Raw genomic sequence first — 26,525 nt, 5'->3', positions numbered from 1 at the left:
GACGTCAGGCGGGCTGGGCGAACCGGGGCAGGGGAGTGGCCCAGAGCCACCGCTCGAGCAGGTCGCGTGCCCGCCGGCCCGCGGCGTCGCCGTCCCCGTCCCCGTCCACGGGCGGGATCTCCCGCACGAACGTCTCGACGTGGCTGACGAACTCGTCGGTGGTCACGGACCCGTGCCGGTGGGCCGCCACCCAGTCGCGCAGGAGGTCGAAGAACGCGACGTCACCGAGCTCCACCCGCAGGGCGTGCAGGGTCAGGGCCCCGCGCTTGTAGACGCGGTCGTCGAACATGTGGTCGGGCCCGGGGTCGGCGAGCACGACGTCCTGTGCCAGACGGGAGAGCCGGGACCAGTGGGTCGCGGCGTTGACGCGCACCGGGACGCCGTCGGCGTGCTCCGCCCAGAGCCACTCGGCGTAGCAGGCGAACCCCTCGTTGAGCCAGATGTCGGCCCACGTCGACGGGGTCAGGCTGTTGCCGAACCACTGGTGCGCGAGCTCGTGGGCGACGAGGCGCTCGTGGCGGCGACGCCCGTCGAGCCAGTTCGGCCCGAACGTCGCCATGGCGTGCGCCTCGAGCGGGATCTCGAGGTCGTCGGCGGTGACGACGACGGTGTAGTCCTCGAACGGGTAGGGCCCGAAGAGCGCCTCGTAGAGGCTCGTCATGGCAGGCAGCCGTTCCAGGTCGTGCATGACTTCGCGCTCGCGGGTCGCCGGCAGCACGACGGCGATCGGCACGTCGGCCGGGGCCAGGGCGCGCCGCACGTAGTGACCGACGTGCACCGTCGCGAGGTAGGTCGCCATGGGGACGTCCTGCTCGAAGACCCGCCGCGTCCGGCTGCCGCGCGCCCGGGCGGCCACGAGTGCCCCCGTCGCGACGACGTCGTAGGGCGAGTCGCACTCGAACGCCAGCCGGTACGTGGCCTTCGTCCGGGGATGGTCGTTGCACGGGAACCACGTCGCCGCTCCGTTGGGCTGCGCGGCCACCAGCGCCCCCTCGGTGAGCTCCTCCCAGCCGACGTCGCCCCAGCGCGTCGCCACGGGACCCGGCGTGCCGGCATACGTGATCGCGACCTGGGTGCGCTCACCGCGCGCCAGCGGGACCGACGGGGTGATGACGACCCGGGGGCCGCGGTGGACCCACTTGGCGGCCCGGCCACCGACCGAGACCTTGAGGACCCGCAGGCCCACGAGGTCGACGACGAGCCGCCGCACGTCCTCGAGCGCGGTGATCTCGAGGACGGCGCGACCGGCAAGGCGGTTGGTCGAGACCTTGTAGTCGAGGTCGAGGTCGTAGTGGGTGACCTCGTAGGCGGGATCGCCACGGTCGGGCGTGTACGCGTCGGTCAGGGCGGGCACCTGCTGGACGAGGCCGCCTGTCATCGCACGCCGCTCGCGACGTCGCCCGAGGATCCAGCCGACGATGCGCTCGACGATGATCCCGGCGCGGATCCGGACGCGTGGGCCACGGGGTCGGCACCGCTCCACGGTGCGATCGGGTTGCCCGTCCATCGGGTCCCGCGCGGCACGGCCTCGCCCCGGAGGACGAGGGAACCGGGACCCACCGTCGCGGCCACCCCGATGCTCGCCGCGGGCAGGATCACCCCGTTGGGGCCGAGCGTGGCTCCGTCCTCGAGCGTGACCGTGTCCATGCTCATGATTCGATCATGGAAGAGATGGGTCTGGAGCACGCAGCCCCGGTTGACGGTCACACCGTCACCGAGGGTCACGAGGTCCGCCTCGGGCAGCCAGTAGGTCTCACACCACACCCCATGCCCGATCCGGGCCCCGAGGCTTCGCAGCCAGACGTTGATGGCCGGTGTGCCGGTCGCCGTCCACGCGAACCACGGTCCGGCGACCATCTCGACGAACGTGTCGACGACCTCGTTGCGCCAGACGAAGGAGCTCCACAGCGGGTGCTCGACGGCGCCGATGCGGCCGACGACGACCCACTTGGCGACGGTCGTCACCCCGGCGGCGATGGCCCCGGCGGCAGCGAGGACGACACCGCCCAGAGCCGCCGCGCCGGCCAGGCCGACGTGGTCGACGAGCCCCTGGAGCGCCACGAGGACGGTGACACCGATCGCCACGGTCACCATGACTGGGATGACCCGGCACAGCTCGACGAGGCCACGGACCACCTTGAGCCGCAGTGGGGGAGCGAAGGTCCTCTCGTCGTCGGAGCCCTGCGGGGGGCGGCGCAGCCGCACCGGCGGGCTGCCGAGCCAGCTCGACCCGGCCTTGGACTTCTGCGGTGCGGCCGAGAGCACCGCGACGAGGCCGTGCTTGGGCACGCGTCGGCCCGGCGCCGTCATCCCGCTGTTGCCGAGGAAGGCGCGCTTGCCGATCTTGGCCGGTGCGATGTGCACCCAGCCGTGGGCGAGCTCGTAGCCGGCGACCATCGTGTCGTCCGCGAGGAAGGCGCCGTCGGCGACCGACGTCATCGACGGCAGCAGCAGGACCGTCGAGGCCTCGACATCACGGCCGACGCGCGCGCCGAGGGCGCGCAGCCACATCGGGGTGACGAGACTGGCGTAGACGGGGAAGAGCAACGTCCGCGCCTGGTCGAGGAGGCGCTCGGTCGCCCACACCTGCCAGCCGACCCTGCCGCGGACGGGGTGGTAGCCCTCGCGCAGCCCGATCGCGAGGAGGCGCACCAGCACGATCGTGATGGCTGAGAGCGACGCGAGACTGAGCACGGTCAGGACGGGCACCGCCGTGTATGCCGTCACGACCGCCTCGCGTGACCCCGTGGCCCGGGCGACCGCGCCGCCCACGACGAGCACGCCTGGGAGGAGCGCGAGGAAGGGCAGGACCGACAGGAGGACGCCGGACAGCCCGTAGACGACGAGCCAGGCCGGTGCGTTCGGGGGACGATCCGTGGGCCACCTCGAGCGGCTCGGGTCGTCGACCCGCTGGGCCGGCGACCCGGCGACGACCCGCCCGGGTCGCACGGACCGGAGGACGGTCGAGCCGGCCTCGACGACGACGCCACGGCCGATGTGCACGTCCGGACCGATGGTGCTGCGGGCGCCGATGACCGCCTCGCGGCCGATGTGGACCAGGCCGACGTGCACGACGTCGCCGTCGATCCAGTAGCCGGAGAGGTCGACCTCGGGCTCGACGCTGGCACCGGACCCGATCGTCAGCATGCCCGTGACCGGGGGCACGGAGTGGAGGTCGACACCGGGACCCACCGAAGCGCCGAGCATCCTCGCGTAGTAGATGATCCACGGCGCTCCGGCCATCGTGATGGCCCCCATCGCATCGGCGAAGCGCTCGGCGGCCCAGAGGCGCATCTGCACGCTCCCACCACGGGGGTACGTGCCCGGACGCACACCGGCGAGGAGGACCCGGGCGGCCAACGCGGACAGGCCCATCCGGCCGAAGGGGGTGATGAAGAGGAGCCAGCCGATGCCGAGGGCCCACCAGGACACCGGTTGCGACCAGTCGGCGAGGTGGGCGAGGCGCAGGAGCTCGGTGAGAGTGACGAGACCGACGAGCCACTGCAGTCCCTTGACCGTGAGCAGGACGAGGGACACGGCCGTCTGCACGAGCTGGGTGCCGCGCGGGATGCGGCGTACCGTGCGCTCGGTCCGTGACCCGTCGGCCGTGTCCATCGTCTCGAGCAGCTCGGCCTGGGCGCCGAGGCGCGGGTGCGTGTGGACGTCGGCCACGGTCACCGTCGGGTAGCGCTCGCGGAGCAGCGACACGAGGCGCGCCGACGACAGGCTCCCGCCGCCGTGGTCGAAGAAGTCCGCCTCGGCCGAACGAACCTCGGTGCCGAGCACCGCGGTCCAGTGACCCGCGAGCCATGCCGCCGTGCCGGACAGGTCGCTGGGCTCGCCGTCGTCGGCCGCGCCCGGCAGCGGCCACGGCAGCGCCGCACGGTCGACCTTGCCCGACGTGCGCGTCGGCAGGGACTCGACGACGGCGAGCACCGGCACGAGGGCGGCCGGAAGCTCCTCGTGGAGGCGCGCGAGCGCCGCCGTCCGGTCGAAGTCGGGGGCCGACGCCGGGAGCCCTGCGCGGCTGACGGAGTCGGGCACGACGTAGCCGACGAGGACCTGGCTCCCGGCGCCCGTCGTCTTGACGGCCGCGGCTGCTCCTGACACGCCGGGGAGGGACTGCAGCGCGGCGTCGACCTCCCCGAGCTCGATCCTGCGACCGCCGAGCTTGACCTGCTCGTCGGCGCGCCCGACGAAGACGAGGCCTTCGGGGTCGTTGACGACGAGGTCGCCCGACCGGTAGGCGCGGTCCCAGCCGAGGGTCGGCATCGGGGCGTACTTCTCGGCGTCCTTGGCGGGGTCGAGGTAGCGGGCGAGCCCGACGCCGCCGATGATGAGCTGGCCCGTCTCACCCTGAGCGACGGGCCGGTCGTCCGGGCCCACGACGGCGAGGTCCCAACCGTCGAGGGGCAGGCCGATCCGGATCGGGGTGGTGCCGTCGAGCCGTGCTCCGCAGGCGACGACGGTCGCCTCGGTCGGGCCGTAGGTGTTCCAGACCTCGCGGTCCGGGGCGACGAGCCGTTCGGCCAGCTCGGGCGGGCACGCCTCGCCCCCGAAGACGAGCAGCCGCACCGGCTCGAGGGCCTCGGCCGGCCAGAGCGCGGCCAGCGTCGGGACCGTGGAGACGACGGTGACGTCCTGGGCCACGAGCCACGGTCCGAGGTCCATGCCGGTGCGCACGAGACTCCGTGGTGCCGGGACGAGGCAGGCCCCGTGCCCCCAGGCGAGCCACATCTCCTCGCACGACGCGTCGAACGCGACCGAGAGGCCGGCGAGCACGCGGTCACCCGGACCGATCGGACTGTCCTGCAGGAACATCCGGGCCTCAGCGTCGACGAAGGCCGCCGCTGAACGGTGGGAGACCGCCACACCCTTGGGCACGCCGGTCGACCCCGAGGTGAAGATCACCCAGGCGTCGTCCTGCACGCGGACCTCGGGCAGGACGCCCGGGTCGTGCCGACCGTCCCGGGCCGCGCGCGCCGGCCGCGGTGCCGCGCGTCGGGCGGTCCGCCCGGACGCCGGGACCGGTGAGCCGGGCGACGGCACCGTGACCTGCCGACGCGCTCCCACGACCGCCTTCACGGCGGCCTCGGAGAAGACGAGGTCGGCCCGCTCCTGCGGGTCGTCGACGTCGACAGGCACGTACGCCGCCCCGGCGTGGAGGACTCCGAGCACGGCGACGTAGAGGTCGGTCGTCCCCGACGGCACGCGCACGCCCACCCGGTCGCCACGGCATACGCCCGCGGCCACGAGCTCTGCGGCCATCCGTCTCGCCTGCTCGGTCAGCTCGGCATACGTCAGGACGGTGACGGTGTCGTCGAGCGCCGGCGCATCGGGGTGACGCGCGGTGACGGCGGCGAGCACGTCGACGAGCGTCCGCGGCGCGGCGGCGCGGTCCCCGGCCAGCAGTGGGTCCACCATGCACGCTCCTCGTCGGGTCGCCGCGGACGCGTCGACCACCATGCCGAACCTAACCCTGTCGGGTGAACGAATGGTGGTGGCTCGACGACGTCGGCGCGCATCTCCCGGTGGCCGCCGAGCAGGTACGGAGTCATCCCGATCGGGTGAGCAGACCTCCTGAAGAGGAGACCTAGCATGGAGCGCGCTACCCAAGGAGACATCCATGAGCCCTGTCGACGTGCAGCCACCACCCCCGTTCACCGCGGAGGACTACCGGGCGCGTGGACGACGCGTCGTGGCAGCCGCGACCGAAGCCGGCCTCGCGGGCGTCCTCGTGACTCCGGGACCGGATCTCGTCTGGCTCAGCGGATACCAGCCCACCGCGATCACCGAGAGGCTGACGGTGCTCCTGCTCGCGCCCGACCAGGAGCCGACGCTGCTGGTCCCCGCCCTCGAGCGACCCGATGCCGAGGCGGCCGAGGGCGTCCGCGGAATGCGGGTGATGGACTGGGCCGACGCCACCGACCCCTACCTGGCCGCCGCACCCTTGTTGCGGCCCGACGGCACGTACGGCGTCTCCGACTCGGCGTGGGCGCTCCACCTGCTCGGTCTGCAAGCGGCCCTGCCCCGCTCGACCTACCAGTCGCTCACCGTGGGGCTGCCGATGATGCGCGCGGTCAAGGGACCCGACGAGCTGGCGCGGCTCACGGCGGCGGGTGCTGCGGCCGACGCGGCCTACGGGGAGATCGTCAAGGTCCGCTTCGCCGGGCGCCGCGAGACCGAGGTGGCCGCGGACCTCGCTGCCCTGCTGCGTCACTTCGGGCACGAGCAGGTCGACTTCACGGTGGTGGGGTCCGGCCCCAACGGTGCCAACCCGCACCACGAGGCCGGCGACCGCGTCATCCAGCAGGGTGACGCCGTCGTGCTGGACTTCGGCGGCCTGATGTTCGGCTACGGGTCCGACACGACCCGCACGGTCTGCGTGGGGGAGCCGACCCAGCAGATCCGCGACGTCCACGAGATCGTGCGGCTCGCGCAGGAGGCCGGGGTCGCCGGGGCCCGGCCGGGAGCGACGTGCCAGGACGTCGACCGCGCGGCGCGGACGGTCATCACGGAGGCGGGCTACGGCGACGCGTTCATCCACCGGACCGGCCACGGCATCGGGGTGACCACCCACGAGCCGCCGTACATGGTCGAGGGGGAGGAGCAGCCCCTCGTCCCCGGGATGTGCTTCTCGGTCGAACCCGGGATCTATCTGGCCGGACGCTTCGGCGTGCGCATCGAGGACATCGTCACCGTGACCGAGACCGGTGCCGTTCGGCTCAACAACACCGACCACGGGCTCGCCGTCGTCGCGTGAGGTCTGTCCCTGTATCAACCCGAACGAGTGACGCCCGCGGAACTCCCTCAGCAGGAGTCTGGTGTCACGTGCAGTGATCTCAGGAGCGGACGGTGGTCGGCATGCAGGTGGGCGTGAGGGCGTACGGAGAGCCCAGTCGGTCGAGGCACGAGCGAGGCTCGGGCGCAGGACCGCTCGCGACGGCGGAGACGCGGTCATGAGCGCCATGGACGCGGCGGCCGACGAACCCGTCGCCGCCGCCACGAGGCGCACCAGGGCACCGGCCACGGCCTACATCTCGTGGATCGCCTTGGCAATGATGACGACCAGCTCGGTCGCCAGCCTCCGGGCGGCTCCGACGATGGCGGTGTACGGCCTGGCGTGCGTGTTCCTCTACATCGTGCCCGCCATCGTCTTCCTGATCCCGACCTCCTTGGTCTCGGCAGAGCTCGCCTCGGGGTGGGATGGCGGCGTCTACAACTGGGTGGCCCGTGGCATCTCCAAGCCGATGGGCTTCCTGGCCGTCTGGTGCCAGTTCGCCATGACGATCTTCTACTACCCCAGCCTGCTGGGCTTCGTGGCGAGCACCTTGGCCTACGTGATCAATCCGGCGCTCGCGTCCAACGGCGTGTGGACCGCCCTCGTCATCGTCGTCGTGTACTGGTCCGCCGTGTGGGTCTCGTCGCGGGGGACCAAGGGCGTCTCGGGTCTGGCGAGTGCCGGGCTCATCATCGGCACGCTGATCCCCGGTGTCGTCCTCGTCACGTTGGGCGCCGTCTTCCTGGGTCAGGGCAACCCGTCCGCCGCTCCGATGACCGCAGACAACCTGCTGCCCGTCTGGGCTGGGCTCTCCAGCCTCGTGCTGATCGTCAACAACTTCCTGTCGTACTCCGGCATGGAGATGAACGCGGTGCACGTCGGCTCGTTGAAGAACCCGGCCAAGGAGTTCCCGAAGTCGATGTTCCTCGCGATGGGGCTGGTGCTGACGATCTTCATCCTGCCGGCCCTGGCGATCAGCTGGATCGTGCCCGCCGAGGAGCTGTCGCTCACGGCCGGGGTCATGCAGGCCTTCGACGCAGTCTTCGCGAACTTCGGCGCGCAGTGGCTGACCCCGATCGTCGGGGTCATGCTGGTGACCGCGTCGCTCGGTGGCATGCTCACCTGGCTCGCCGGCCCGTCGAAGGGCCTGCTGCTCATCTCGCGTCAGGAGGGCTACCTGCCACCGGTGCTGCAGAAGCTGAACAAGAACGGCGTCCAGCAGAACATCCTCGTGGCGCAGGGCATCATCACGACGATCATCGGGCTCGGCTACGCCCTGATCCCCAACGTGTCGAGCGCCTACTGGATCTTCTCCGTCATCACGACGCAGGTCTACCTCATCATGTACCTCTTGATGTTCGTGGCCGCGGTGCGCCTGCGGCGCAACGACCCGGACCACGCGCGTGGCTACCGGGCGCCGATGCTGGGGGCGCTCTGCGGCATCGGTTTCGCCGCCTCCCTCGCAGCCCTGCTCATCGGGTTCGTCCCGCCCTCGCAGTTCGGGTCGGGCAGTCCCGCAACGTATCTCGTGATCGTCGCGGCTGGCGCGCTCGGGCTCGGCCTGCTCGTTCCGTTCCTCTTCTACAGGCTGCGCAAGCCCTCGTGGAAGCAGCCTGAGACGTCAGAGGTGGCCGCATCATGAACATCACGGAGAGCGCCACGTACCAGCAGAACCGGACGACCTACATCGTCGCCGGCATCGCGATCGTGGCCCTCACGGTCATTGCGCTGCTGACCTTCCATTCCGGCAAGTCGTCGCAGCAAGCCGACCAGAAGGCCACCCAGCTCATCGCAGCCCTCACCGCGGCAGGTGCTCGTGCGCCGAGCAAGGAGCAGGTCGTGCGGGTCCTCGGGGACGACGGCGGAGCGGTGTGTGACGACCCGAACGGGTCGCTGCGCAAGGGCATCCTGCTCGGCCAGCTCATGAACGGCGCGGCCGGGCCGGGCATGCGACCGGTCATCGCCGACAACCGGGTGGTCAAGGGCCAGCTGGCCGTCCTCAAGATCTACTGCCCCGACGAGGTGCCCACCTTCCAGGAGTTCGTCGACGGCCTCGACCTCGCCGACACGGTGAGGGGGTGACGACGCGTGGAGCTGCCTGAGCGTGTCGCCGGTCTGATGGGGCAGGCACGATCGGACCTCGCTGAGCTCGTGTCGATCCCGTCCGTCGCCGACCCACGCCAGTACCCGCCGGAGGAGTGTGCCCGGGCCGCCCAGTGGGTGCTCGACGCCTTCGCGGCGGTCGGCTTCACCGACGCGCACCTGGCCGAGACCGCGGACGGGAGCCAGGCGGTCGTGGGATCGCGCCCCTGCGGAGACCCCGAGGCCGTCACGGTCCTGCTGTACGCCCACTACGACGTGCAGCCACCGCTCGACGAGACGGCTTGGCGCACACCGCCGTTCGAGCTGACCGAGGTCGACGGCCGGTGGTACGGCCGAGGCGCGGCGGACTGCAAGGGCAACATCGTCATGCACCTGACAGCCCTCCGAGCGCTCGGCGACGACGTGCCGGTCAACCTCAAGCTCGTCGTCGAGGGGTCGGAGGAGCAGGGGACGGGTGGCCTCGAGGACTTCGTGCCCAAGCACGCGGACCTGCTCCGCGCCGATGCCGTCCTCGTCTGTGACACCGGGAACGCCGCGGTCGGACGACCTGCAGCAACGGTGAGCCTGCGCGGCATGGTGAATGTCGTCGTCACCGTCGAGGCCCTTGCCTCGGAGATCCACTCCGGTATGTTCGGGGGCGCCGCGCCGGATGCCCTCGCGGCGCTCGTCGCGATGCTCGCCGGCCTGCGCGACGCCGAGGGCAACACGACGGTGTCCGGCCTCGACAACAGCCAGGAGTGGTCGGGGGCCACCTACCCCGAGGCCCAGTTCCGCAGCGATGCGGGCGTCGTCGACGGGGCGTCGCTGCTCGGCGACGGGAGCGTGTCCGACATGCTCTGGGCGCGGCCGTCGATGACGATCCTGGGCATCGACTGCCCGCCCGTCGTCGGGTCGGCAGCAGCCATCGTCCCCCGGGCGCGTGCCCGCCTCAACCTGCGCATCCCCCCGGGGACGGATCCCGCCGTGGCGGAGAAGGCGCTGACGGACCACCTCGTCGCCGCGGCTCCCTGGGGCGTGCACGTGGCCGTCGAGACGGAGGCGACGGGGTCGCCGTTCTCGGCCCAGACGGACGGGCCCGCCTATCGGGCCATCGCCTCGGCGATGGAGGAGGCTTTCGGCAGTCCCATGGTGAGCCTGGGTCAGGGAGGTTCGATCCCGCTGTGCAACGTCTTCGCGGAGACCTACCCCGGCGCCGAGCTGATCCTGATGGGCGTGGAGGAACCGCTGGCCCTGATCCACGCCCCCAACGAGAGCGTTCACCCGCGGGAGATCGAGGACATGGCTCTCGCCGAGGCCCTCTTCCTCCAACGCCTGACGCGCTGAACGGCGCGACGAGGGACGCCCGGCCTCAGGCGCCCTTCACCGCAGCACCCGTCGCGGTGGTGCGCAGGGTCATGGCAGTGGACGCGGCGGCGGCCGCCGAGTCGTGGATCGTTCCCTTGGCGGCCTGGTGCCGGCCCATCAGGACGGCCATCAGCACTCCGGCCATGCTGAAGGCGGCCATGACCCACGACGCGGTCGCGAGACCCGAGGCCAGGGCGTCTGCAGCGGGCTTCCCTTCCGCGGTGCGGTCGGCGATGACGGCTCCGTAGATCGTCGCGGCCAGCGCGGTTGCGACCGCCGCCCCCACGTAGCGCGCCATGTTCGAGACCCCGGACGCGGACCCGACCTGCTTCTCCGGCACACAGGCGGTCGACGCCGACGACGCGGGCCCGTTCGACAGTCCCATTCCCACGGCGACGGCCAGCAATGGCAGGAGGAAGGCACGGTAGGCCCAGTCGGCGTCCGCGAACCCGAGGGCGGCGAAACCGACGGCCGTCAGGATGAACCCGATGGCGACGACCTGGCGACCCCCGAGGCGCGCGGTGAGGCGCGGCACGGCAGCCGCGATGACGACGAGCCCGATCGTCGCCGGCAAGGTCGCCAGACCTGCCTGGAGCGTCGTGAAGCCGAGGGCGTTCGGGTCCTGGAAGTAGAGGCTGAGCAGGTACATCAGCGCGTTGATCGTGCCGGCACCGATGAGGATGGCGATCGTCGAGCCGACGAGGACGCGGTTGCGAAGCAGTCCGAGGTCGAGCATCGGGACGGCCACCCGCCGCTCGACGGCGACGAAGGCGAATCCTGCCGCGACACCGATGGCGATGCACGCGAGCGTGGCGACCGACCCCCAGCCCCAGTCGCCGCCCTTGCTCAGCGCGAGGATGAGCGGCGCCAGCGTCAACGCGATGAGGATCGAGCCGGCGTAGTCGATCGACCGCGAGCGGGTCGTGTCGCGCGACTCGGAGACGCGTCGGGCGGTGATGAGGATGCAGACGACGGCGATGACGGCGTCGACCCAGAAGAGCCCCTGCCAGCCCATCACCGACACCAGCACCCCACCCATGAGCGGGCCGGCCGCCGCTCCGACGGCGGCGGCGGCCCCCCAGAGCGACACCGCACGCAGCTGCTCCTGTCCGTCGTTCGCCACGGACAGGAGACTCAGGCCGCAGGCCAGGATGGTGGCCCCCGCCGCGCCCTGGATGACGCGGCCGGCGATGACGGCGCCTCCGGACGACGACAGGGCGATGAAGATGCAGGACACGACGAAAAGCATCAGGCCGAGCTGGAAGACCCGCTTGCGGCCGAAGACGTCACCCAGCGAGCCGGACGTCACGATGACCGCGGCGCCGACGAGCGAGTAGCCCGTGACGGCCCACTGCAGGGTCGTCACGTCCATGCCCGTGTCCGCACTGATGGCCGGCAGGAGGATGCTGACCGCCGACGTGTTGGCGTTGACGACGAAGGTCGAGAGGCAGGTGGCGGCCAGCACCCCGCCCGCTCGGGCCGCAGTCTGCGCCGCCGGCCGTCCGGAACTCCCGGACGCGGCTGACGAACTCGCTTCGGTCATGGTTGCGCTCCCTCCGCCAAGCACACGCGCCTGCCGCGCTCCTCGAATCTAGGACGCCACACGGCTCGTGAGAGTCACCCGTGGAGGATGACTCTGACGACCGCGGCGGCTGGCACGCTGGTGTCGTGTCCAGCGCATCGGACCCGGTACCCGGGGGGCTCGTCACACCGGGTGCACGCGTGCGGTCGGTGAGCCGTCGCTGGTGGTCGCGCGTCGCGGAGGTCGCCCAGTCCCACCTCGCGCCTCTCGGCCCTGCGGCGGACCCCGAGCCCGAGGACTTCGACGCACCGCCCCCCGAGGCCGTCCTCGACCTGCTCCGCCATCTCGGCGTCGTCATGTCCCGTGCCGGCGACGCGACGGAGCGCGTGACCCAGATCCTCGAACAGGTCGCGGACGTCTATGCGGCCACCGGCGTGACGTTCTTCGTCGTGCCCACCGGGGTGTTCGTGCGCATCAACACGGGTGACTCCAGCCGAATGGACTTCGAGGCCGGCAGCAGCGTGCCTCTGCGGCTCGACCAGGTCGACGCGCTGTACCGGCTCATCGACGACATCCGCCACGGCTCGGTGGAGGCCGGCGTCGCGCGCGAGCGCCTCGATGCGCTGGTGGCCTCACGGCCACGCTTCGGCGGGGGCGTGTCCGTCCTCGCCAGCGGAGTCCTCACCGTCGGGCTGGGACTCATGCTCGACCCCACGGCCAGCGCCCTGCCGGCGTTCCTGCTCATCGGCTTCCTCGTCGGCGGCCTCCGGTGGTGGGCCGACCGCGAGCCCATGCTCTCGCTCGTGCTCCCCGTCGTGACCGCGACGGTGGTCACGGCCATCGTGTTCCAGTGGGTGGCCCCGGCGCTCGACTCGCCGCCGCTGGAGATCGTCATCCCCGCCCTCGTCACCTTCCTGCCGGGTGCGGCCCTCACGATGGCGACCGTGGAGCTGTCGACGGGAGACATGCTGGCGGGCTCCGCGCGCCTGGTCTACGGGCTCGAACGCCTGCTCGTGCTGACCTTCGGCATTGCTATGGGGGCCGAGCTGGCCGGCCTGCCGCCGGCCGTGGGACAGGCGCCCGTGACCCTCGGAGCGTGGGCGCCCTGGGTGGGCGTGCTCGTCTTCGGGGTCGGGCAGTTCGTCGCCTCGTCCGCGCCGCGCCGGACCCTCGGATGGCTCCTCGTGGTGCTCTACGTCGCCTACGGTGTCCAGGCGCTGTCAGGACGCGTCCTCGGCACCCTCGGCGCGAGCTTTCTCGCCGCGGCCGTCGTCCTGCCCGTGTGCTACGCGATCCAGAGCCGTCGAAGCGGACCTCCTGTGCCGGTGACCTTCCTGCCCACGTTCTGGATGCTCGTGCCCGGCGCGCTCGGACTCCAGGGCGTGGCGCGCATCGTCGGTGTCGACCAGGCCGCCGGCCTCGGCGACTTCGTCAACGCCCTGCTGAGCATCGTGGCCATCGCCGTCGGGGTGGTCGTCGGCTCCGGGCTCTCCGAGCGCATCGGCCGCGCGACGTCGACCTGGCGCGGGATCTAGAGGGCGTGCCCTGCCGGACGGAGTGTCACCGGGGCGGCGTCCCTGCTTCGTCACGCGGCCCGTACGTGGTGTGCCCGCCCACCGACCGGCGCACGGCCAGCGGCTCTGCCGCGGGCTGGGTCTCGATCGCGGGACCGGTGCGCTGTGCCCACTCCCCGTACCGCTGCGCCCAGGGCCCCGCGGAGAGGCCGTGCAGAACAACACTGAGGAGCACGGTCGTGGCGACGGCGCCGATGACGGTCTGGACAGCGGGGTCGGCTGCGCCGAGGGTCTCGTAGGTGATGAGCGCGAAGACGACGGAGGCGAGCCCGCGCGGCCCGAACCAGCCCACGAAGAGGACGGTGCGGCGTTGCAGTCCCGTGCCCAGCAGACACAGCGCGACGGGAAGCATCCGCAGGGCGGTGAGGGAGAGCGCCGCGTAGAGCAGGCTCTGCCACCGCACCATCCAGTCGAGATGGTGGGCGACCGTGATCCCGAAGAGCAGCCACACGCCGAACCCGAGGAGTGCAGAGAGCCGATCAGTCATCTCCAGGCCAGCGTGCGTGTGCCTCGAGTCCGTCTGAGCAGCTGCGTATGCCGTCCCGGCCACGAAGGCTGAGACGAACCCGTTGCCGCCGACCTCGACGGCGCCGTAGTACGCGAGCACCGGCACCGAGAGCGTTGCGATGGGCAGCAGCCCCGACTCCGCCCAACCGGCTCTGCGCGACCGCTCGATCAGCCGGCCGGACGCGTACCCCGCCGCGATGCCGACGAGCGCTCCGATCGCGAGCTCGCGCAGGGCGTCGACGAGGGCGTCCTCGGGCGCGACCCCAGCGGCCGCTGCGATGGCGAACAGCACCACCGGAGTGGCCATCCCGTCGTTGAGACCGCTCTCGACGTTGAGGATGCGCCGCACCCGGACCGGCACGACCGGGTTGAGCACGGTGGCCGCGCCGAGTCCGGCGTCGGTGGGAGCCAGGGTCGCCGCGAGGAGCAGGGCCAGCCACGCGCTGGAGCCGGGGAAGATGCCGCGCGCCAGCAGGTACCCGGCCCCGATCGTGAGGGGGAGACCGATGAGGAGGAGTCGTCCGGTGAAGACCGAGTCACCACGCACCTCGCGGGGCTGCAGCTGTGCCGCGTCGTGGAAGAGCGTCAGGGCCAGCGTCACCTCGGCGATGGTGCGGCTCGTCCTCGTGTCGGCCCCGCCCGACACGAGGACGCCGAGCACGATGCCGGCCACGACGAAGACGATGGGACCAGTCAGGTGCGCCCGGCCGACGCGGGCCGACTGGGTCACGAAGACGATGACCAGCAGCGCGAAGACTGCGACGACCCACGTCATGCGCCGGCCGCCGCGGCCTACCCGGACCCGGACCCGGCGCTGTCGGCGAGGCGCTGGAGGAGGAGGGCCTGGGCCACGATCATCTTCTCGATCTCGCTCGGGTCGACGCTCTCGTCGGACGCGTGGATCCGAGCGGCCGCGACGTCCTCCGGCCCCCACAGCACGAACTCCGCGCCGGGAGCAGCCGTCTCGAGCGTGCGGAGCAACGGGATGGAGCCGCCGCAGCCCGCCTCGCCGGCCGGTCGGCCGTAGGCCTCGGCCAAGGCGTCGCGCGCCGCGGCATACCCCGGGCCGTCCGTCTTGCAGAGGAACGGGGGAGCGGCCTTGGTGCGCTGCACCTCGACCTTCGCCCCCCACGGTGCATGCGTCTCGAGGTGCGTCACGAGGGCGTCGAGCTCCGCCTCCGGCTCGGACCCCGGGACGATGCGCATCGAGATCTTGGCCCTGGCCTCGGGGATGAGCACGTTCGATGAGGTCGCGATGTTCGTCATGTCGATGCCGATCGCGTTGACGGACGGCCGGGCCCACAGCAGGTCACCGATGCGACCGGTGCCGGTGAGCTGGACTCCGTCGAGCACGTCGGCGCTCGACCGGAGGTCGTCCTCCGTGAGGTCGGCGCCGTCCCACACGCTGGTGGAGGCACCGGCGATCGACACGTTGCCCTCGTCGTCGTGCAGGGTCGAGAGCAGTCGCGCGAGGGCCATCATGGCGTCCGGCGCCGGGCCGCCGAAGACACCCGAGTGCAGGGGGTGCTCGAGGGTGCGGACCGTCACGACACAGGCGACGTCTCCGCGCAGGGCCGTCGTCAGCGCCGGCTCGCCGACGCGGAGGTTGCCCATGTCGCAGATGACGAAGAGGTCGCAGGCGAAGAGCTCGGGGTGCGCCTCGACGAAGGCCTCGAGGTTGCTCTCCGTCTCCTCCATCCCCTCGAGGATCAGCTTGACCGTGCAGGGCGGCTTGCCGTCGAAGACCCGCAGCGTGCCGAGGTGGCTGACGAGCCCGCTGATGTCGTCGGCCGCACCCCGGCCGTAGATGCGGCCGTCGTCCTTGTGGGTCGGCGTCCACGGGTCGCTCGTCCACCCCTGCTCGGGCGGAGCGGGCTGGACGTCGTAGTGGGCGTAGAGCACCACGACCGGCGAGCCCGCCGGCCCCTCGATCTCGGCATAGATCGGCGGGTACCCCGAGGGCACCTCCATGAGCTCGGCGTTGGTGAAGCCGACGTCACGGAACATCTGCAACGTCGTGGCCCCCATCTGCTCCATCGGCTCCGAGGGATACCCGGGGAAGGCGATCGACGGGATCGCCACCAGCTTCTCGAGGTCCTCGATGACCCCGGGCATCAGTGCCCGAGCCTTGTCGGCAATCTCCTTGGCCTGCATGGTCTCTCCTCCGTGGTTGTCTGATGGCGCGGTCAGGCGGGGTCAGAAGAAGACCCCGCCGATCAGCGCGCCGACGGCGATGGTGACCACGGACATCACGAGCATGGGGACGAAGAAGCTGTGGTCGAGCAGCTTCGTGCCGAGCTTGGTCGTGCCCGTCAGGTCGAAGTTGGCCGCGGCGATCTGCGTGCCGTTCGCCGGCAGGGTGTAGACGCCGCTCAGGGCACCGGCCCACATGCCCGTGACGACTCCCACCGGGAGTCCCGCGGCGAGGCCGATGGGGACGATGGTCCGCGTCGCCGTCGACTGGCTCGTCGTCAGTGCGGCGACGAGGAAGACCGCGAGGGCGAAGATGAACTGCCAGCTCGTGACCCATCCGCCGATGGTGCTGACGATGTAGTCCTCGTGGGCCGAGATGAACGTGGCGGTGAGCCAGGCGATCCCGAAGAGGGCGATCGCCGAGATCATGCCGGCCTTGAACACGGACTGGTCGGGGACGGTCTTCACGTCCGGGCGACCGAGGAAGAGGATCGCGACGCCGACGACGAACATCACCAGGACGATGGTCGTCGTCATGTCGATGGGCACGGCGGCCTCGCCCTCGGCGGCGAACGCCGGCCGCAGCTGGGGGAAGAGTCCGAAGACGACGATGAGGATGACGCCGGCCAGGAACGCGAGCGCGGAGTTGCGCCCCTCCTTGGTGTAGGTCAGCCTCGAGGAGGCCGACTCGCCCTCGATCGCGTGCTGGGGTGCGGCGAGCTCGCCCGAGGCGATCTTGGCCTGCACCTCGGGGTCGTCGTCGAGGTTCTTCCACATCCGGTTGACCACGAGCGAGGTGACGACGATGCCGATGACGCACGACGGGATGGTGATCGCGAGGATCTGCGTCAGTCCGAGGTTGTAGGGCGCGACCTCCGTGAGCGTCAGCATCGCCGCCATGGCCGCCGAGACGGGCGAGGCGGCCAGCGCCATGCCTGACTGGACGACGGTCACCGTCAGGGGCCGCGCGGGGCGGATGTGGTTCTTGTACGACACGTCGTAGATGACCGGGAGCAGCGGGTAGATGATGTTGCTCGTCCCCGCGCCGATCGAGAAGAGGAACGCCGTGAGGGGTGCGATGAGCGTGATCTGCTTGGGACGCTTCTCGATGACACCTGCTGCGACGTAGACCATCCAGTCGATCCCGCCGGCAGCCTGCATCATGGCGGCCGAGGTGACGACGGCGAGGATGATCGCGAGGGCCGCTGCGGGCGGCTCGCCGGGCGGCTCGCGGAAGACGAAGACGAGCACGAAGGTGCCGAGGCCGCCCCACAGGCCGACCCCGACGCCGCCTGCGCGGGTTCCCATGACGATCGCCCCGAGCACCACGAGTGCCTCGAGCACGAAGCTGACGCTCATGTCGTTTCCTTCCTAGCGAGATGCCCGGCCGGTCAACCGGTCGGGCACTGGGTGGCGAGGGACTCGTTGAGTGCCGCGTACGCCGAGCTGACGTCCTTGAGAGACGACGTGAGCTGCGGTGCGGCGGCGGTGAAGGCCTCGTTGCTGGCGGCTGCCAGGGTCTGCCGGAAGGCGTCGAGGTTCGCGCGCAGCGTGGAGACGGCGGAGTCGAACCGTCCTTCGGTCACGGCCTGGAACGTGTCGAGCTTGGCGAGGGCGGCATCGACCTTGGCGGTGAGGGCATCGACCTTCGTACCGTCCGGTTTGAGGGCGCGCATCTCCTCGACCGCGGTCGTGAGGTTCTTGGCGTTGCTGCACAGGTCCTGCGTCGCCGGGGCGGTGGCGCAGCCTCCGAGGACGAGCGATGCCGATACGGCCACGGTGGCGGCTGTCCGACTCAGGGTCCGGTGTCTCATGGCGCTCACTCCTGAGCTGGTTGGGTGACGATCGCGACGAGGGTCTGGCAGGCCAGCACCATGTCGTCGATGGCGATGTGCTCACTGGTTGCGTGCTCGTCGACCATGCCGGTCGGCAAGGCCACGCACGGGATTCCCTTGGCGTTGAAGTAGTTTCCGTCCGTGCCGCCACCCGACTTGCGTGGAGAGACCTCGAGGCCGAGGGACCGGATCGCCGTGGCTGCCTCTCGGTAGGGGAGGGCGTCCTCGGCGATCTTGTACGTCTTGTAGATCTCCTCCGCCGCGAAGTCCACCGTCGCCCCGGCCTCGTCGGCCGCGCGCTGGCACGCGCTCCGCATCGCCGCCAGCTGGTGGTCGAGCTTGTCCTGGTCGTGGCTGCGCGCCATCCCTTCGAGCTCGACCGTGTCGGGGATGATGTTGCGGGCCTCGCCGCCCCGGATGGTGCCGATGTTGGCGACCGTCTCCTCGTCGATGCGCCCCAGGGGCATCGAGGCGATGGCCTGTGCGGCCACCCGCACGGCGCTGATGCCCTTCTCGGGCTCGACGCCGGCGTGGGCCTTGCGGCCGCGGACGGTGATGGTGAGGTAGACCGAGGTCGGTGACCAGTAGGTGATCGACCCCATGACGCCCGCGGTGTCGAGGACGAAGCCGTGCGTCGCGTCGAGCCGGCTCACGTCGAGATGACGTGAGCCGACCAGACCTCGCTCCTCGCCGACGGTCGACACGAACTCGATCGTCGGGAAGGTCCATCCGCGGTTGGACTGGAGCAGCCGGAGCAGCTCCAGGCAACCGGCGAGCCCGGACTTGTCGTCGGCCCCGAGGATCGTCGAGCCGTCGGTCCGGATGACCCCGTCGTCCCCGATGATGGGGACGATCCCGCGGTCGGTGCCGGCCGTGTCCATGTGCATCGACACGAGGATCGTTCCCGGCCGCGTGCCCGGGTAGACCGCGACGATGTTGCCGATGTCGTCCATGGTGGTCGAGCAGCCCAGCTCGCGGTAGCGAGCCTCGAGGACCGTGCCGATCGAGCCTTCGTGGCCCGTCGGGCTGTCCACGGCCACGAGCCCGAGAAACGTGGCCAGCAGGCGGTCACGGTCGACGGCCCCGGCCGGCCGAAGCGCACCCGGGGCGGTCGGGGTCATGCCAGGGCCCGGGACTTGATCTGTGCGAACTCCTCGGGCGAGATGGCGCCGGCGTCGAGCAGCGCCTTGGCCTGCGTCAGCTCCTCGATGGACGACGACTTGGGCGCGGCGACGGTGCGGATGTAGTCCTCCTGTGCCGCCATCTGCTCCGAGGTGCGCTTCATCGTGCGCTCGGCCATGCCGCGGCCGCGGACGATGACGTAGACCAGCGCCGAGATCAGCGGGAAGAAGATGAGCACGATGACCCAGATGGCCTTCGCGACGCCGCCCAGCGACTCGTCACGGAAGAGGTCACCGAAGATCTGGAAGAGCATCATCAGGTAGGCGACGAAGAAGAAGGACCAGACGAGCAGCCAGAAGAAGCTCCAGAAGTCCATGGTGAAGACCGACCTTTCAGTGCCGCCGCGTGCTGCGACGGTCGAGTGGATTGACCTGTTGTCGAGCCCTACATTCATCCCGCCGAGGGGAGTGCGGCATCGCTCTCCCAGAGCGAGATCGGGTGTCAGCGACGGGGGTCGGAGGGAGCGGGGCCACCCGGCTCGTCGACGAGCCGGGTCGAGATGACCTCGAGCCCCAGCGCGGTCAGCGCGGCGAGCACGCCGACGAGCTCCTGGCTGTCGTGCACGGTCACGGTCAACGTCGTGCTCGTGCCGTCGCCGTCGGACCACACGGCATACGGCCACACGTCGCGCTCGTCGACGTCACCGGCCACGACCACGATCGCTCGCATGCTGGCCCCTCTCGTGACGGGGGTGTCCACGTCTCTGTCGCAGGATGTCGCGAGGTCCTGGCACCGTGCGTCATCCGCCGAGGGGGAGATGGAGGCCGAACGCGCGGGAACGGCCGGTCGAGCGAGGTGCGGGGTCGGGCCTAGTAGAGCTCGAGGTCGGCGGCCCGACGGATCGCTGCCCGGCGGCTGCCCACCCCGAGCTTCTGGTAGATGTGCGCGATGTGCGTCTTCGTCGTGTGGAGCGAGATGAACTCGGCCTCGGCGATCTCGGCGTTGGTGAGGTTGGTCGCCAGGTACTGGAGGATCACCCGCTCACGGTCGGTGAGGCGCTCACCCCACCCGGGCACGTGGTGCTCGTGCTGCCTCGAGAGGCGCGCGAGCACCTGCGTCAGCGCAGCGGGGTGGCTGGTCCCGTGACGCAGGTGCGCCTTGAGCAGCTGGGCCATCGTCTTGCCGCCGGCGAGGAACGGCCCGTAGAGCTGGTCGGGCTCGGCCGCCGCGAGGGCGAGCTCCAGGGAGGCATGGGCGTCGGCTCGCCCGAGCTTGGACCTGGCCTCTGCCTCGATGCACCGGCCGAGGCAGGTGAGGTGGACGAACCCCCCGCCCATCGGCACGCGGGAGATCTCTGCCAGCGCAGCCTCGGGGTCACCTGCCAGCAGCAGGACCCTGGCACGGTGAGCCGGCGCGAGGCGGTAGTCGGTCTCCAGCGGGGCCGAGGATGCGAGGGCGACGGCTTCGGGCTTCCGACCCTCGGCCATGAGGGCCAACCCCTCCAGGCCGTCGAGCATGGAGGGCCACCACGGGATCTGGGGATGGGAGCTGATCATGGCGCCGATCTCGGACATGCTGGCCCTGGCGGCCTTGGTGTCACCGAGCGCCAGGCACGTCTTCGCGTGGAAGTTCAGCGTGAGCCCCCGCAGCTCCAGGTCGAAGGGGAGCACCATCGACAGGCTGCGTTCGAGCTGGTCCCTCGCCTGGGTCAGGTTGCCCCGCCAGTAGTCCAGCCAGCCGAGGTAGGCGACGGCAGGGGCGAGCGTCACGAGACCGACCCAGCCGCGGTCCGCGGCCCGGGCCAACACGTCGACGGCGAGGTCGTGCACCTCGGTCAGCCGGCCCTCGGCGATCGCGGGGATGCAGGACTCGGCCAGGGCGGTGAGCTCGAGCGCGAGCAGGCCGCTGTCGTGAGCGGTGGCCGCCGAGGCCCGCAGCATCTCGAGGGGCAGCTCGTCGTGGGTCTGGAGGCGCGCCTCGCCCATCCCGACGAAGACCTGCAGGGACGCCTGGACCGCCGGGTCCGGGGCGCGGCCGCCCCGGGCGAGCCGCTCCAGCATCGCCTCCCCGGACTCCACCGCGGCGCCCAGCCCCTGGTCGTAGCCGGTGAGGAAGAGCTCGACGATCGCCGTGCGCTCCTCGATCCCGTCCTGGTCCTGCTGCGGCAGCCGCTCCACGGCGCGTCGAGCAGAGGCGATCTCGGCGCGGGCGGCGTCGAGCCGGCCCCGGCGCACGAGGACGAGCGCTTGGGCCAGGTGCACGTCGGCACTGTCCGCGACGGCGTGCGGGAGGTGCTGCACGGCGTCCGTGACGGCGTCGACCCGACCCTCGAGGAACAGCTCCAGCCAGTGCTCGGAGAAGATGCGCGACGCCATGTCACCGTCGCCCGCGGCCACGGCGTGCCTGATCGCCGTCGGCGCGTCGACGCGGACCCACCAGGCTGCCGCTGCGGAGTGCAGCTGGACGGCCCGCTCGGGCCGATCCGTCGCCAGACGGCGCTGGATGTGGCTGGCGAAGAGCGGGTGCCACTGGTACCAGGGCTCGTCCGTGGGAGCCGCTCCCCGCGACAGGAAGATCCCGTCGGACAGGCACTGCTCGAGGAGCGCCTCGGCGGTGGTCGTGCCACGGATGCCGTCGATGAGGGATGGGCACACCAGCTCGTCGAGGCAGCTGTCGAGGACGAAGTCGCGCATCTCGTCACTCAGGGCCGCGAGCACCTCCGTCGCGAGGTAGTCGGCCAGCGCCCGGTCGCGGCGCAGCTCGACCGGCACGTTGCGGGGTCGGTCGTCGTGGCGGGCCGCGAGGATGGCCATGCGGACCCCGGCGGGCCACCCGCCCGTGGCCTCGTGGATGGAGGCCACGGTGTCGCCGTCCAGCTCGAGACCGGACGCCTTGACCGCCTCGGCCGTCTCGTCGGCGCTGAAGGCGAGCTCGCTGTGGGCGAGGTAGGTGAGGTGGTCGTCGAGCCGCAGTCTCTGCAGCCGCAGCGGCGGCACCACCCGCGCGCCGATCACGACGCGCATGTTGGCAGGGGCCCATCTGAGCAGGTGGTTGACCAGCTCTGCCGAGGCCTTGGCCCCTGCGAGGTGCTGTGCGTCGTCGAGGGCCAGGACGAGGGGCTCAGCGGTGTCGTAGAGCGCCTCGAGCAGCGCGTCGACGAGGGCCACGGGCTCGGCACGCAGCGACGAGGCACGAAGCGGAGCCAGGGCCGCGGTGAGCTGCTCGATGCCGGCGAGGCTGGCCGCGGCCAGCAGATCCGACACCAGACGCACCGGGTCCCGGTCCGAGTCGTCGACGGTCAGCCAGAATCCCGCTCCGCGGACCTGCTGGCGTCGCACCGTCTCGGACAGCAGCGTCGACTTGCCGAACCCCGCCATGCCGGAGAGCACCGTCACCGGACGCCGCTCGAGCAGTGGGGTCAGCCGCAACCGGTCGATGGCGCCGGCCGATGGGAGGGGCACAGACATCCGGGCGTGGCGTGGACCGACCATGGGTGCCCCTGCTTCCCAAGAGGTCACCCCCGCTGAGGGATGCGGGGATGTCTGGATCCCCTCCAGAGTAACCACGTGGGCGAATGCCGCGGAAGGGCATCGCCGAGATCGGGATGTGGGGCGCAGCATGCAGGTGTACGAGGTCGTCGTCGACGGGCAGCTGTCAGCGGACCTCGCCGACGCCCTCGGCACGATCCCGCGACGTGACGTCGGCGGCGCGACGGTCCTCAGTCTGCCGACGGCCGACCCCGAGGCCTTGCCGCGCGTCCTGGCCCTGCTGGAGACGCTCGGGATCGGCGTCACCGCGGTGCACCAGGTCGGCGACCCGACGCCGGGTCACGACCCCGTGAGCTGAGCAACGCGGTCGACAGGTCACGGTCAACTCATCCTCGTGGAGCGATGCACGGGGACCAGCCCCGGGACGAGTGTCGGGGTGTCAGTCGAGAGTCGCCAAGGAGGCAGACATGAGTGTCAACGTCGATGTCGGACCGATCGACTACCTTGCGCTGGAGTTTCCCGGCGCCCGGCTCACGGGCGAAGGTCTGGCCGAGCTGGTCAGGCTCGTCGACGCCGGCACCATCCGGGTGCTCGACATGCGAGGCCTCGTCCGGGACGCGGACGGGACGGTCACCGCGGTTGCCATCACCGACCTCGACGGGGACGGCACGCTCGACCTCGCCGTCTTCGAAGGCGTCGAGTCCGACCTGTTGGACGAGGAGGACCTCGCCGCGGCGGCGGACCTCGTGAAGCCCGGGGATGCGGTGGCCGTCCTCGTCTACGAGAACACGTGGGCCGGTCCGTTCGTCTCCGCCATGAGGCGGGCCGGAGCCGAGGTCGTCGCCAGCGTCCGACTCCCCGCCGACGCCGTCATCGCCCGGCTCGAGGCGCTCGAGGCCGCCGCCGGCGACGCCGAGTAGCGACGCCGACCAGCGACGTCCCGCACCGGGTCGGTGCCAGGGCTCGTGAACGTCAGGACGAACCGCAGTCGAGAAGGAGGAGAACACGATGGGACTACTACGTGGGGTGGCGCGGACGGCCGTCGTCGCCGGGACCGCGACAGCGGTGTCCAACCGGGTGTCACGGCGACAGGCCGGCCGGTGGGCGGCCCAGGAGGCACCACCGGAGCAGGCGCCGCAGGAGTATGCCGCGCCACCGCCGCCGCCTCCACCCGCGGCCCCCGACCCTGACGCCGACCTGGCCCGTCTGCAGCAGCTCGGCGAGCTGCGTGCCTCGGGGGTGCTCACCGAGCAGGAGTTCCAGACACAGAAGTCCCGGATCCTGGGTCTCTGACCAGAGCCCGGCTCCGGGGTCATCCGGCCCGTGCAGTCCTTCGGGGGTGCACGGGCCGACTGGCGCCCTCAGGCCACATGGGTGGGTCGGACCGGCTCGAAGGGCCGCAACTCGTCGTCGCCGGGCTGGATGATGCCGCAGGACGACTCCGGCACCTCACGCCAGGCGCCCGGCAGGTCCCGGAGCGGCTCGGACACGACGAACCGTGCTTCGTCACCGAGGGTGCGGAGCATCTCCACCTCCGGGTGGAGCTCGCGCAGCTGACCCACGTTGGTCGAGTGGAAGAGGGTGCGGCTCTCGTGCTGCGACGAGTAGCGGAAGGCCCAGACGCGTTCGCCGTCGCTCGTGGCCATCGTGGCCTGGACGGGGTTGCTCACGCCGCGTCGTTCGGCGAGGTCCTCGACGAAACCGACGGCTCGGGCGACACCGCCGACTGGGTCGTCCTGCAGGCCGAAGGTCAGGGCGAGGAAGAAGAGCGCCTCGGAGTCGGTCGATCCCTCGACGTCGGGGTAGAGCGAGGGGTCGATCGCGAACATGAGGTCGCGCTTGAGCTCGTGGAAGCCGTAGACGGCGCCGTTGTGCATCCAGAGCCACGTGTCGTGCCGGAACGGGTGGCAGTTGCTCCGTTGCACCGGGGTCCCGGTCGAGGCCCGCACGTGGGCGAACATCAGGCGCGTGCGCACCTGCGTCGTGAGCTCGCGGAGGTTCTCGTCGTTCCACGCGGGGTCGACGCTCTTGAAGACCGCGGGTCGGGGCTCGTCTCCGTACCAGCCGATCCCGAACCCGTCGCCGTTCGTCGTCGTGGCGCCCATCCGGGAGTGGAGGCTCTGTTCGATGAGCGAGTGCTCCGGTTTGAAGAGCAGGTCCTCGGCGAGGATCGGGTCACCCGAGTACACCATCCAGCGGCACATACCTCCATGGAACGCGCCGGCTCCGCACCCGACATCACTCCCCGGGGATGAAGCGGCAGGACGCTGCACGATGGGTGGCGTCCACTGTTGGGTATCCAACCCGAGGACCGTGTCGCGAGCGCCGCCGCTCCCGGCACACACGAGACCGACTCATCCAGACCCAGGAGTGACCTGCCTTGATCTTCATCACCGCGAAGTTCCCCGTGAAGCCCGAGCACGCCGACGACTGGCCCGAGATCTCCCGGGCCTTCACCGAGGCCACCCGCGCCGAGGACGGCTGCCTCTGGTTCGACTGGTCGCGCAGCCTCGACGACCCGACCGAGTACGTCCTCGTCGAGGCCTTCCGTGACGACGCCGCCGGAGGCGCCCACGTGCAGAGCGACCACTTCCGCCAGGCCACCTCCGACCTGCCTGCCTACCTCTCGGCCACCCCGAGGATCGTCAACACGACGGTCGCCGGGACGCAGTGGTCCGAGCTCGGCGAGATGGCCGTCGACAAGTAGCCGAACGGCCACTCCGAGAGCGGGTTTCGGCGCATTTCGCCAACCGGGTGACCGTCCGCTATGGTCTACCTCGCACCCACGGAGCCCCCGGCTCCGAGGGCCTGGCAGGCGGACGTAGCTCAGTTGGTAGAGCGCAACCTTGCCAAGGTTGAGGTCGCCGGTTCGAGCCCGGTCGTCCGCTCCGTCGGAAGGGCCCGTCGACTCACGTCGGCGGGCCCTTCCGCACGTTGGGGGCGTATGCCGCCGGCCGGTTCACGCGCCGGAGATGGTCCGGTCCGTAGGCTGTCGGCCATGGCTGCGTCGAGCAAGGCCCCCGCCGTCGAGATCGAGGTCGGCGACCACACCGTGCGGCTGTCGAGCCCCGACCGCGTCTACTTCTCCCAGCGCGGCGAGACCAAGCGCGACCTCGTCGACTACTACCTGTCCGTCGGCCCCGGGATCGTCAACGCCCTGCGCGAGCGGCCGTGCATGCTGCACCGCTTCCCCAAGGGCGTCGACGGGCCCAAGGTGCACCAGAAGCGGCTTCCCGCCGGGGCCCCGCCGTGGGTCGAGACCGTGCGTCTGCACTTCCCGCGCTACGGCCTCCACGCCGACGAGCTCTGCGTGACCCGTCTCGCCGACGTCATCTGGGCGGTGCAGATGTCGACGGTCGAGTTCCACCCGTGGAACAGCCGTCGCGCCGACACCGAGAGCCCCGACGAGTGGCGCATCGACCTCGACCCGATGCCCGAGTGCGGCTTCGAGAAGGTGCGGCGGGCCGCGGCCACGACCCACGAGATCCTCGACGACCTCGGCGCCGTCGGCTGGCCCAAGACCTCGGGCGGCTCCGGCCTGCACGTCTACGTCCGGATCGCCCCCGACTGGGGGTTCAAGGACGTGCGCCGCGGCGCGCTGGCGTTCGCCCGCGAGGTCGAGCGGCGGCTGCCCGACGACGTGACGACGACGTGGTGGCGCAAGGACCGGTCGCCGAAGGACCTCTTCGTCGACTACAACCAGAACGCGCGTGACCACACCATCGCCGCGGCCTACAGCGTCCGGGGCAACCCGCGCGGCACCGTCTCGGCCCCGCTGGCGTGGGACGAGATCGCCGACGCCGAACCGCAGGACTTCACCATCGCCACCATGCCCGAGCGCTTCGCCCGCCTCGGTGACCTGCATGCCGGCATCGACGACGCCGTCTTCGACTTCAGCACGCTGCTCGAGTGGGCCGACCGCGACGAGCGCGACGGCAACGACGTGCCCCCCGAGCCCGACGACGCGGGGGCCTGACCCATCCGCGTGGTCCACGGCGGCGAACCACCGTCACGACGCACCGCGACGACGCTGCACCCTGCCGCCGCACGCCCGCT

Annotated in this window: 22 protein-coding genes and 1 tRNA gene; 11 read left to right on the top strand and 12 right to left on the bottom strand. The window is 71.2% G+C overall.

Annotated elements, in window-relative coordinates:
* Positions 1 to 4: 4 nt before the first annotated feature.
* Positions 5 to 1,378, bottom strand: a complete 1,374-nt coding sequence (locus tag ASH01_RS15230; RefSeq protein ID WP_056777824.1) for a M1 family metallopeptidase — start codon at positions 1,376 to 1,378, stop codon at positions 5 to 7.
* Complete coding sequence (locus ASH01_RS15225; RefSeq protein ID WP_056777822.1) at positions 1,375 to 5,424, bottom strand: Pls/PosA family non-ribosomal peptide synthetase; 4,050 nt, start codon at positions 5,422 to 5,424, stop codon at positions 1,375 to 1,377. The genes ASH01_RS15230 and ASH01_RS15225 overlap by 4 nt, the downstream gene beginning before the upstream one ends.
* Positions 5,425 to 5,626: 202 nt before the next feature.
* Here ASH01_RS15225 and ASH01_RS15220 point away from each other — a divergent pair, with 202 nt between their 5' ends.
* The 4 genes from ASH01_RS15220 to ASH01_RS15205 all read left to right on the top strand — a co-directional run bounded on the left by ASH01_RS15220 (position 5,627) and on the right by ASH01_RS15205 (position 10,207).
* On the top strand, positions 5,627 to 6,763 hold the full coding sequence (locus ASH01_RS15220; RefSeq protein ID WP_056777350.1) for an aminopeptidase P family protein: 1,137 nt from the start codon (positions 5,627 to 5,629) through the stop codon (positions 6,761 to 6,763).
* 196 nt (positions 6,764 to 6,959) lie between these two features.
* Positions 6,960 to 8,423: an APC family permease gene (locus tag ASH01_RS15215; RefSeq protein ID WP_082619865.1), complete on the top strand. Its 1,464-nt coding sequence runs from the start codon at positions 6,960 to 6,962 to the stop codon at positions 8,421 to 8,423.
* Complete coding sequence (locus tag ASH01_RS15210) at positions 8,420 to 8,863, top strand: hypothetical protein (protein ID WP_056777345.1); 444 nt, start codon at positions 8,420 to 8,422, stop codon at positions 8,861 to 8,863. Before ASH01_RS15215 ends, ASH01_RS15210 begins: the two co-directional genes overlap by 4 nt.
* Positions 8,864 to 8,869: 6 nt before the next feature.
* On the top strand, positions 8,870 to 10,207 hold the full coding sequence (locus ASH01_RS15205) for a dipeptidase (RefSeq protein ID WP_056777342.1): 1,338 nt from the start codon (positions 8,870 to 8,872) through the stop codon (positions 10,205 to 10,207).
* A gap of 25 nt (positions 10,208 to 10,232) precedes the next feature.
* On the opposite strand, the gene ASH01_RS15200 is transcribed toward ASH01_RS15205, so the two are convergent.
* Positions 10,233 to 11,771, bottom strand: a complete 1,539-nt coding sequence (locus tag ASH01_RS15200; RefSeq protein ID WP_235508638.1) for an MFS transporter — start codon at positions 11,769 to 11,771, stop codon at positions 10,233 to 10,235.
* Positions 11,772 to 11,896: 125 nt separating this feature from the next.
* Here ASH01_RS15200 and ASH01_RS15195 point away from each other — a divergent pair, with 125 nt between their 5' ends.
* Positions 11,897 to 13,285, top strand: coding sequence for a threonine/serine ThrE exporter family protein (locus ASH01_RS15195; RefSeq protein WP_235509621.1), 1,389 nt, complete (start codon positions 11,897 to 11,899; stop codon positions 13,283 to 13,285).
* A 25-nt stretch (positions 13,286 to 13,310) separates the two neighbouring features.
* On the opposite strand, the gene ASH01_RS15190 is transcribed toward ASH01_RS15195, so the two are convergent.
* The 8 genes from ASH01_RS15190 to ASH01_RS15155 form a co-directional block, all read right to left on the bottom strand.
* Complete coding sequence (locus ASH01_RS15190) at positions 13,311 to 14,606, bottom strand: cation:proton antiporter (RefSeq protein WP_056777335.1); 1,296 nt, start codon at positions 14,604 to 14,606, stop codon at positions 13,311 to 13,313.
* Positions 14,607 to 14,623: 17 nt separating this feature from the next.
* Positions 14,624 to 15,985: a M20/M25/M40 family metallo-hydrolase gene (locus ASH01_RS15185; protein ID WP_056777333.1), complete on the bottom strand. Its 1,362-nt coding sequence runs from the start codon at positions 15,983 to 15,985 to the stop codon at positions 14,624 to 14,626.
* A 42-nt stretch (positions 15,986 to 16,027) separates the two neighbouring features.
* Positions 16,028 to 17,383: an anaerobic C4-dicarboxylate transporter family protein gene (locus ASH01_RS15180; protein ID WP_056777330.1), complete on the bottom strand. Its 1,356-nt coding sequence runs from the start codon at positions 17,381 to 17,383 to the stop codon at positions 16,028 to 16,030.
* Positions 17,384 to 17,415: 32 nt separating this feature from the next.
* Positions 17,416 to 17,838, bottom strand: a complete 423-nt coding sequence (locus ASH01_RS15175; protein ID WP_156415584.1) for a hypothetical protein — start codon at positions 17,836 to 17,838, stop codon at positions 17,416 to 17,418.
* 5 nt (positions 17,839 to 17,843) lie between these two features.
* Positions 17,844 to 18,980 carry a M20/M25/M40 family metallo-hydrolase gene (locus ASH01_RS15170; protein WP_056777325.1) on the bottom strand — a complete coding sequence of 379 codons (1,137 nt, stop codon included), beginning with the start codon at positions 18,978 to 18,980 and terminating at the stop codon, positions 17,844 to 17,846.
* On the bottom strand, positions 18,977 to 19,435 hold the full coding sequence (locus ASH01_RS15165) for an SHOCT domain-containing protein (protein WP_327191921.1): 459 nt from the start codon (positions 19,433 to 19,435) through the stop codon (positions 18,977 to 18,979). Before ASH01_RS15165 ends, ASH01_RS15170 begins: the two co-directional genes overlap by 4 nt.
* 47 nt (positions 19,436 to 19,482) lie before the next feature.
* A complete protein-coding gene (locus ASH01_RS15160) occupies positions 19,483 to 19,710 on the bottom strand; it encodes a hypothetical protein (protein ID WP_056825321.1) in 228 nt (75 codons plus the stop codon).
* A 140-nt stretch (positions 19,711 to 19,850) separates the two neighbouring features.
* Positions 19,851 to 22,448 (bottom strand): helix-turn-helix transcriptional regulator, encoded by a 2,598-nt coding sequence (locus ASH01_RS15155; protein WP_156415583.1) that lies wholly within the window; start codon positions 22,446 to 22,448, stop codon positions 19,851 to 19,853.
* 151 nt (positions 22,449 to 22,599) lie between these two features.
* On the opposite strand from ASH01_RS15155, the gene ASH01_RS15150 reads away from it, so the two are divergent.
* The 3 genes from ASH01_RS15150 (at position 22,600) to ASH01_RS15140 (ending at position 23,762) form a co-directional block, all read left to right on the top strand.
* Complete coding sequence (locus ASH01_RS15150; protein ID WP_056777314.1) at positions 22,600 to 22,827, top strand: hypothetical protein; 228 nt, start codon at positions 22,600 to 22,602, stop codon at positions 22,825 to 22,827.
* A 109-nt stretch (positions 22,828 to 22,936) separates the two neighbouring features.
* Entirely contained in the window at positions 22,937 to 23,389 is a 453-nt protein-coding gene (locus tag ASH01_RS15145; protein WP_056777311.1) for a DUF6325 family protein, read from the top strand.
* A gap of 88 nt (positions 23,390 to 23,477) precedes the next feature.
* A complete protein-coding gene (locus tag ASH01_RS15140; protein ID WP_056777308.1) occupies positions 23,478 to 23,762 on the top strand; it encodes an SHOCT domain-containing protein in 285 nt (94 codons plus the stop codon).
* A gap of 68 nt (positions 23,763 to 23,830) precedes the next feature.
* Here the strand turns inward: ASH01_RS15140 and ASH01_RS15135 are convergent, their stop codons facing one another.
* The gene (locus ASH01_RS15135) at positions 23,831 to 24,661 is read right to left on the bottom strand and encodes a class II glutamine amidotransferase (protein WP_056777305.1); all 831 of its coding nucleotides are present in this window, start codon (positions 24,659 to 24,661) and stop codon (positions 23,831 to 23,833) included.
* A gap of 188 nt (positions 24,662 to 24,849) precedes the next feature.
* Between ASH01_RS15135 and ASH01_RS15130 the strand changes: the two genes are divergently transcribed.
* The 3 genes from ASH01_RS15130 to ligD all read left to right on the top strand — a co-directional run bounded on the left by ASH01_RS15130 (position 24,850) and on the right by ligD (position 26,445).
* Complete coding sequence (locus ASH01_RS15130) at positions 24,850 to 25,176, top strand: putative quinol monooxygenase (RefSeq protein WP_056777302.1); 327 nt, start codon at positions 24,850 to 24,852, stop codon at positions 25,174 to 25,176.
* A gap of 108 nt (positions 25,177 to 25,284) precedes the next feature.
* Positions 25,285 to 25,357 (top strand) — tRNA-Gly (locus ASH01_RS15125).
* A gap of 110 nt (positions 25,358 to 25,467) precedes the next feature.
* Positions 25,468 to 26,445: a non-homologous end-joining DNA ligase gene (ligD, locus tag ASH01_RS15120; protein WP_056777299.1), complete on the top strand. Its 978-nt coding sequence runs from the start codon at positions 25,468 to 25,470 to the stop codon at positions 26,443 to 26,445.
* The last annotated feature ends 80 nt before the right edge of the window (positions 26,446 to 26,525 follow it).

The organism is Terrabacter sp. Soil811 (genome assembly GCF_001429655.1).
GTDB lineage: Bacteria > Actinomycetota > Actinomycetes > Actinomycetales > Dermatophilaceae > Terrabacter.
The sequence above is the reverse complement of the archived record's forward strand: the minus strand, read 5'-3'. Positions and strand labels throughout refer to the sequence as shown.

What these genes read in the sequence shown, in the direction of transcription:
- ASH01_RS15230 (WP_056777824.1), bottom strand. Translation starts at nt 1,378, where the DNA reads ATGACAGGCGGCCTCGTCCAGCAGGTGCCCGCCCTGACCGACGCGTAC.
- ASH01_RS15225 (WP_056777822.1), bottom strand. Translation starts at nt 5,424, where the DNA reads ATGGTGGACCCACTGCTGGCCGGGGACCGCGCCGCCGCGCCGCGGACG.
- ASH01_RS15220 (WP_056777350.1), top strand. Translation starts at nt 5,627, where the DNA reads ATGAGCCCTGTCGACGTGCAGCCACCACCCCCGTTCACCGCGGAGGAC.
- ASH01_RS15215 (WP_082619865.1), top strand. Translation starts at nt 6,960, where the DNA reads ATGAGCGCCATGGACGCGGCGGCCGACGAACCCGTCGCCGCCGCCACG.
- ASH01_RS15210 (WP_056777345.1), top strand. Translation starts at nt 8,420, where the DNA reads ATGAACATCACGGAGAGCGCCACGTACCAGCAGAACCGGACGACCTAC.
- ASH01_RS15200 (WP_235508638.1), bottom strand. Translation starts at nt 11,771, where the DNA reads ATGACCGAAGCGAGTTCGTCAGCCGCGTCCGGGAGTTCCGGACGGCCG.
- ASH01_RS15190 (WP_056777335.1), bottom strand. Translation starts at nt 14,606, where the DNA reads ATGACGTGGGTCGTCGCAGTCTTCGCGCTGCTGGTCATCGTCTTCGTG.
- ASH01_RS15185 (WP_056777333.1), bottom strand. Translation starts at nt 15,985, where the DNA reads ATGCAGGCCAAGGAGATTGCCGACAAGGCTCGGGCACTGATGCCCGGG.
- ASH01_RS15180 (WP_056777330.1), bottom strand. Translation starts at nt 17,383, where the DNA reads ATGAGCGTCAGCTTCGTGCTCGAGGCACTCGTGGTGCTCGGGGCGATC.
- ASH01_RS15175 (WP_156415584.1), bottom strand. Translation starts at nt 17,838, where the DNA reads ATGAGACACCGGACCCTGAGTCGGACAGCCGCCACCGTGGCCGTATCG.
- ASH01_RS15170 (WP_056777325.1), bottom strand. Translation starts at nt 18,980, where the DNA reads ATGACCCCGACCGCCCCGGGTGCGCTTCGGCCGGCCGGGGCCGTCGAC.
- ASH01_RS15165 (WP_327191921.1), bottom strand. Translation starts at nt 19,435, where the DNA reads ATGAATGTAGGGCTCGACAACAGGTCAATCCACTCGACCGTCGCAGCA.
- ASH01_RS15160 (WP_056825321.1), bottom strand. Translation starts at nt 19,710, where the DNA reads ATGCGAGCGATCGTGGTCGTGGCCGGTGACGTCGACGAGCGCGACGTG.
- ASH01_RS15155 (WP_156415583.1), bottom strand. Translation starts at nt 22,448, where the DNA reads ATGTCTGTGCCCCTCCCATCGGCCGGCGCCATCGACCGGTTGCGGCTG.
- ASH01_RS15150 (WP_056777314.1), top strand. Translation starts at nt 22,600, where the DNA reads ATGCAGGTGTACGAGGTCGTCGTCGACGGGCAGCTGTCAGCGGACCTC.
- ASH01_RS15145 (WP_056777311.1), top strand. Translation starts at nt 22,937, where the DNA reads ATGAGTGTCAACGTCGATGTCGGACCGATCGACTACCTTGCGCTGGAG.
- ASH01_RS15140 (WP_056777308.1), top strand. Translation starts at nt 23,478, where the DNA reads ATGGGACTACTACGTGGGGTGGCGCGGACGGCCGTCGTCGCCGGGACC.
- ASH01_RS15135 (WP_056777305.1), bottom strand. Translation starts at nt 24,661, where the DNA reads ATGGTGTACTCGGGTGACCCGATCCTCGCCGAGGACCTGCTCTTCAAA.
- ligD (WP_056777299.1), top strand. Translation starts at nt 25,468, where the DNA reads ATGGCTGCGTCGAGCAAGGCCCCCGCCGTCGAGATCGAGGTCGGCGAC.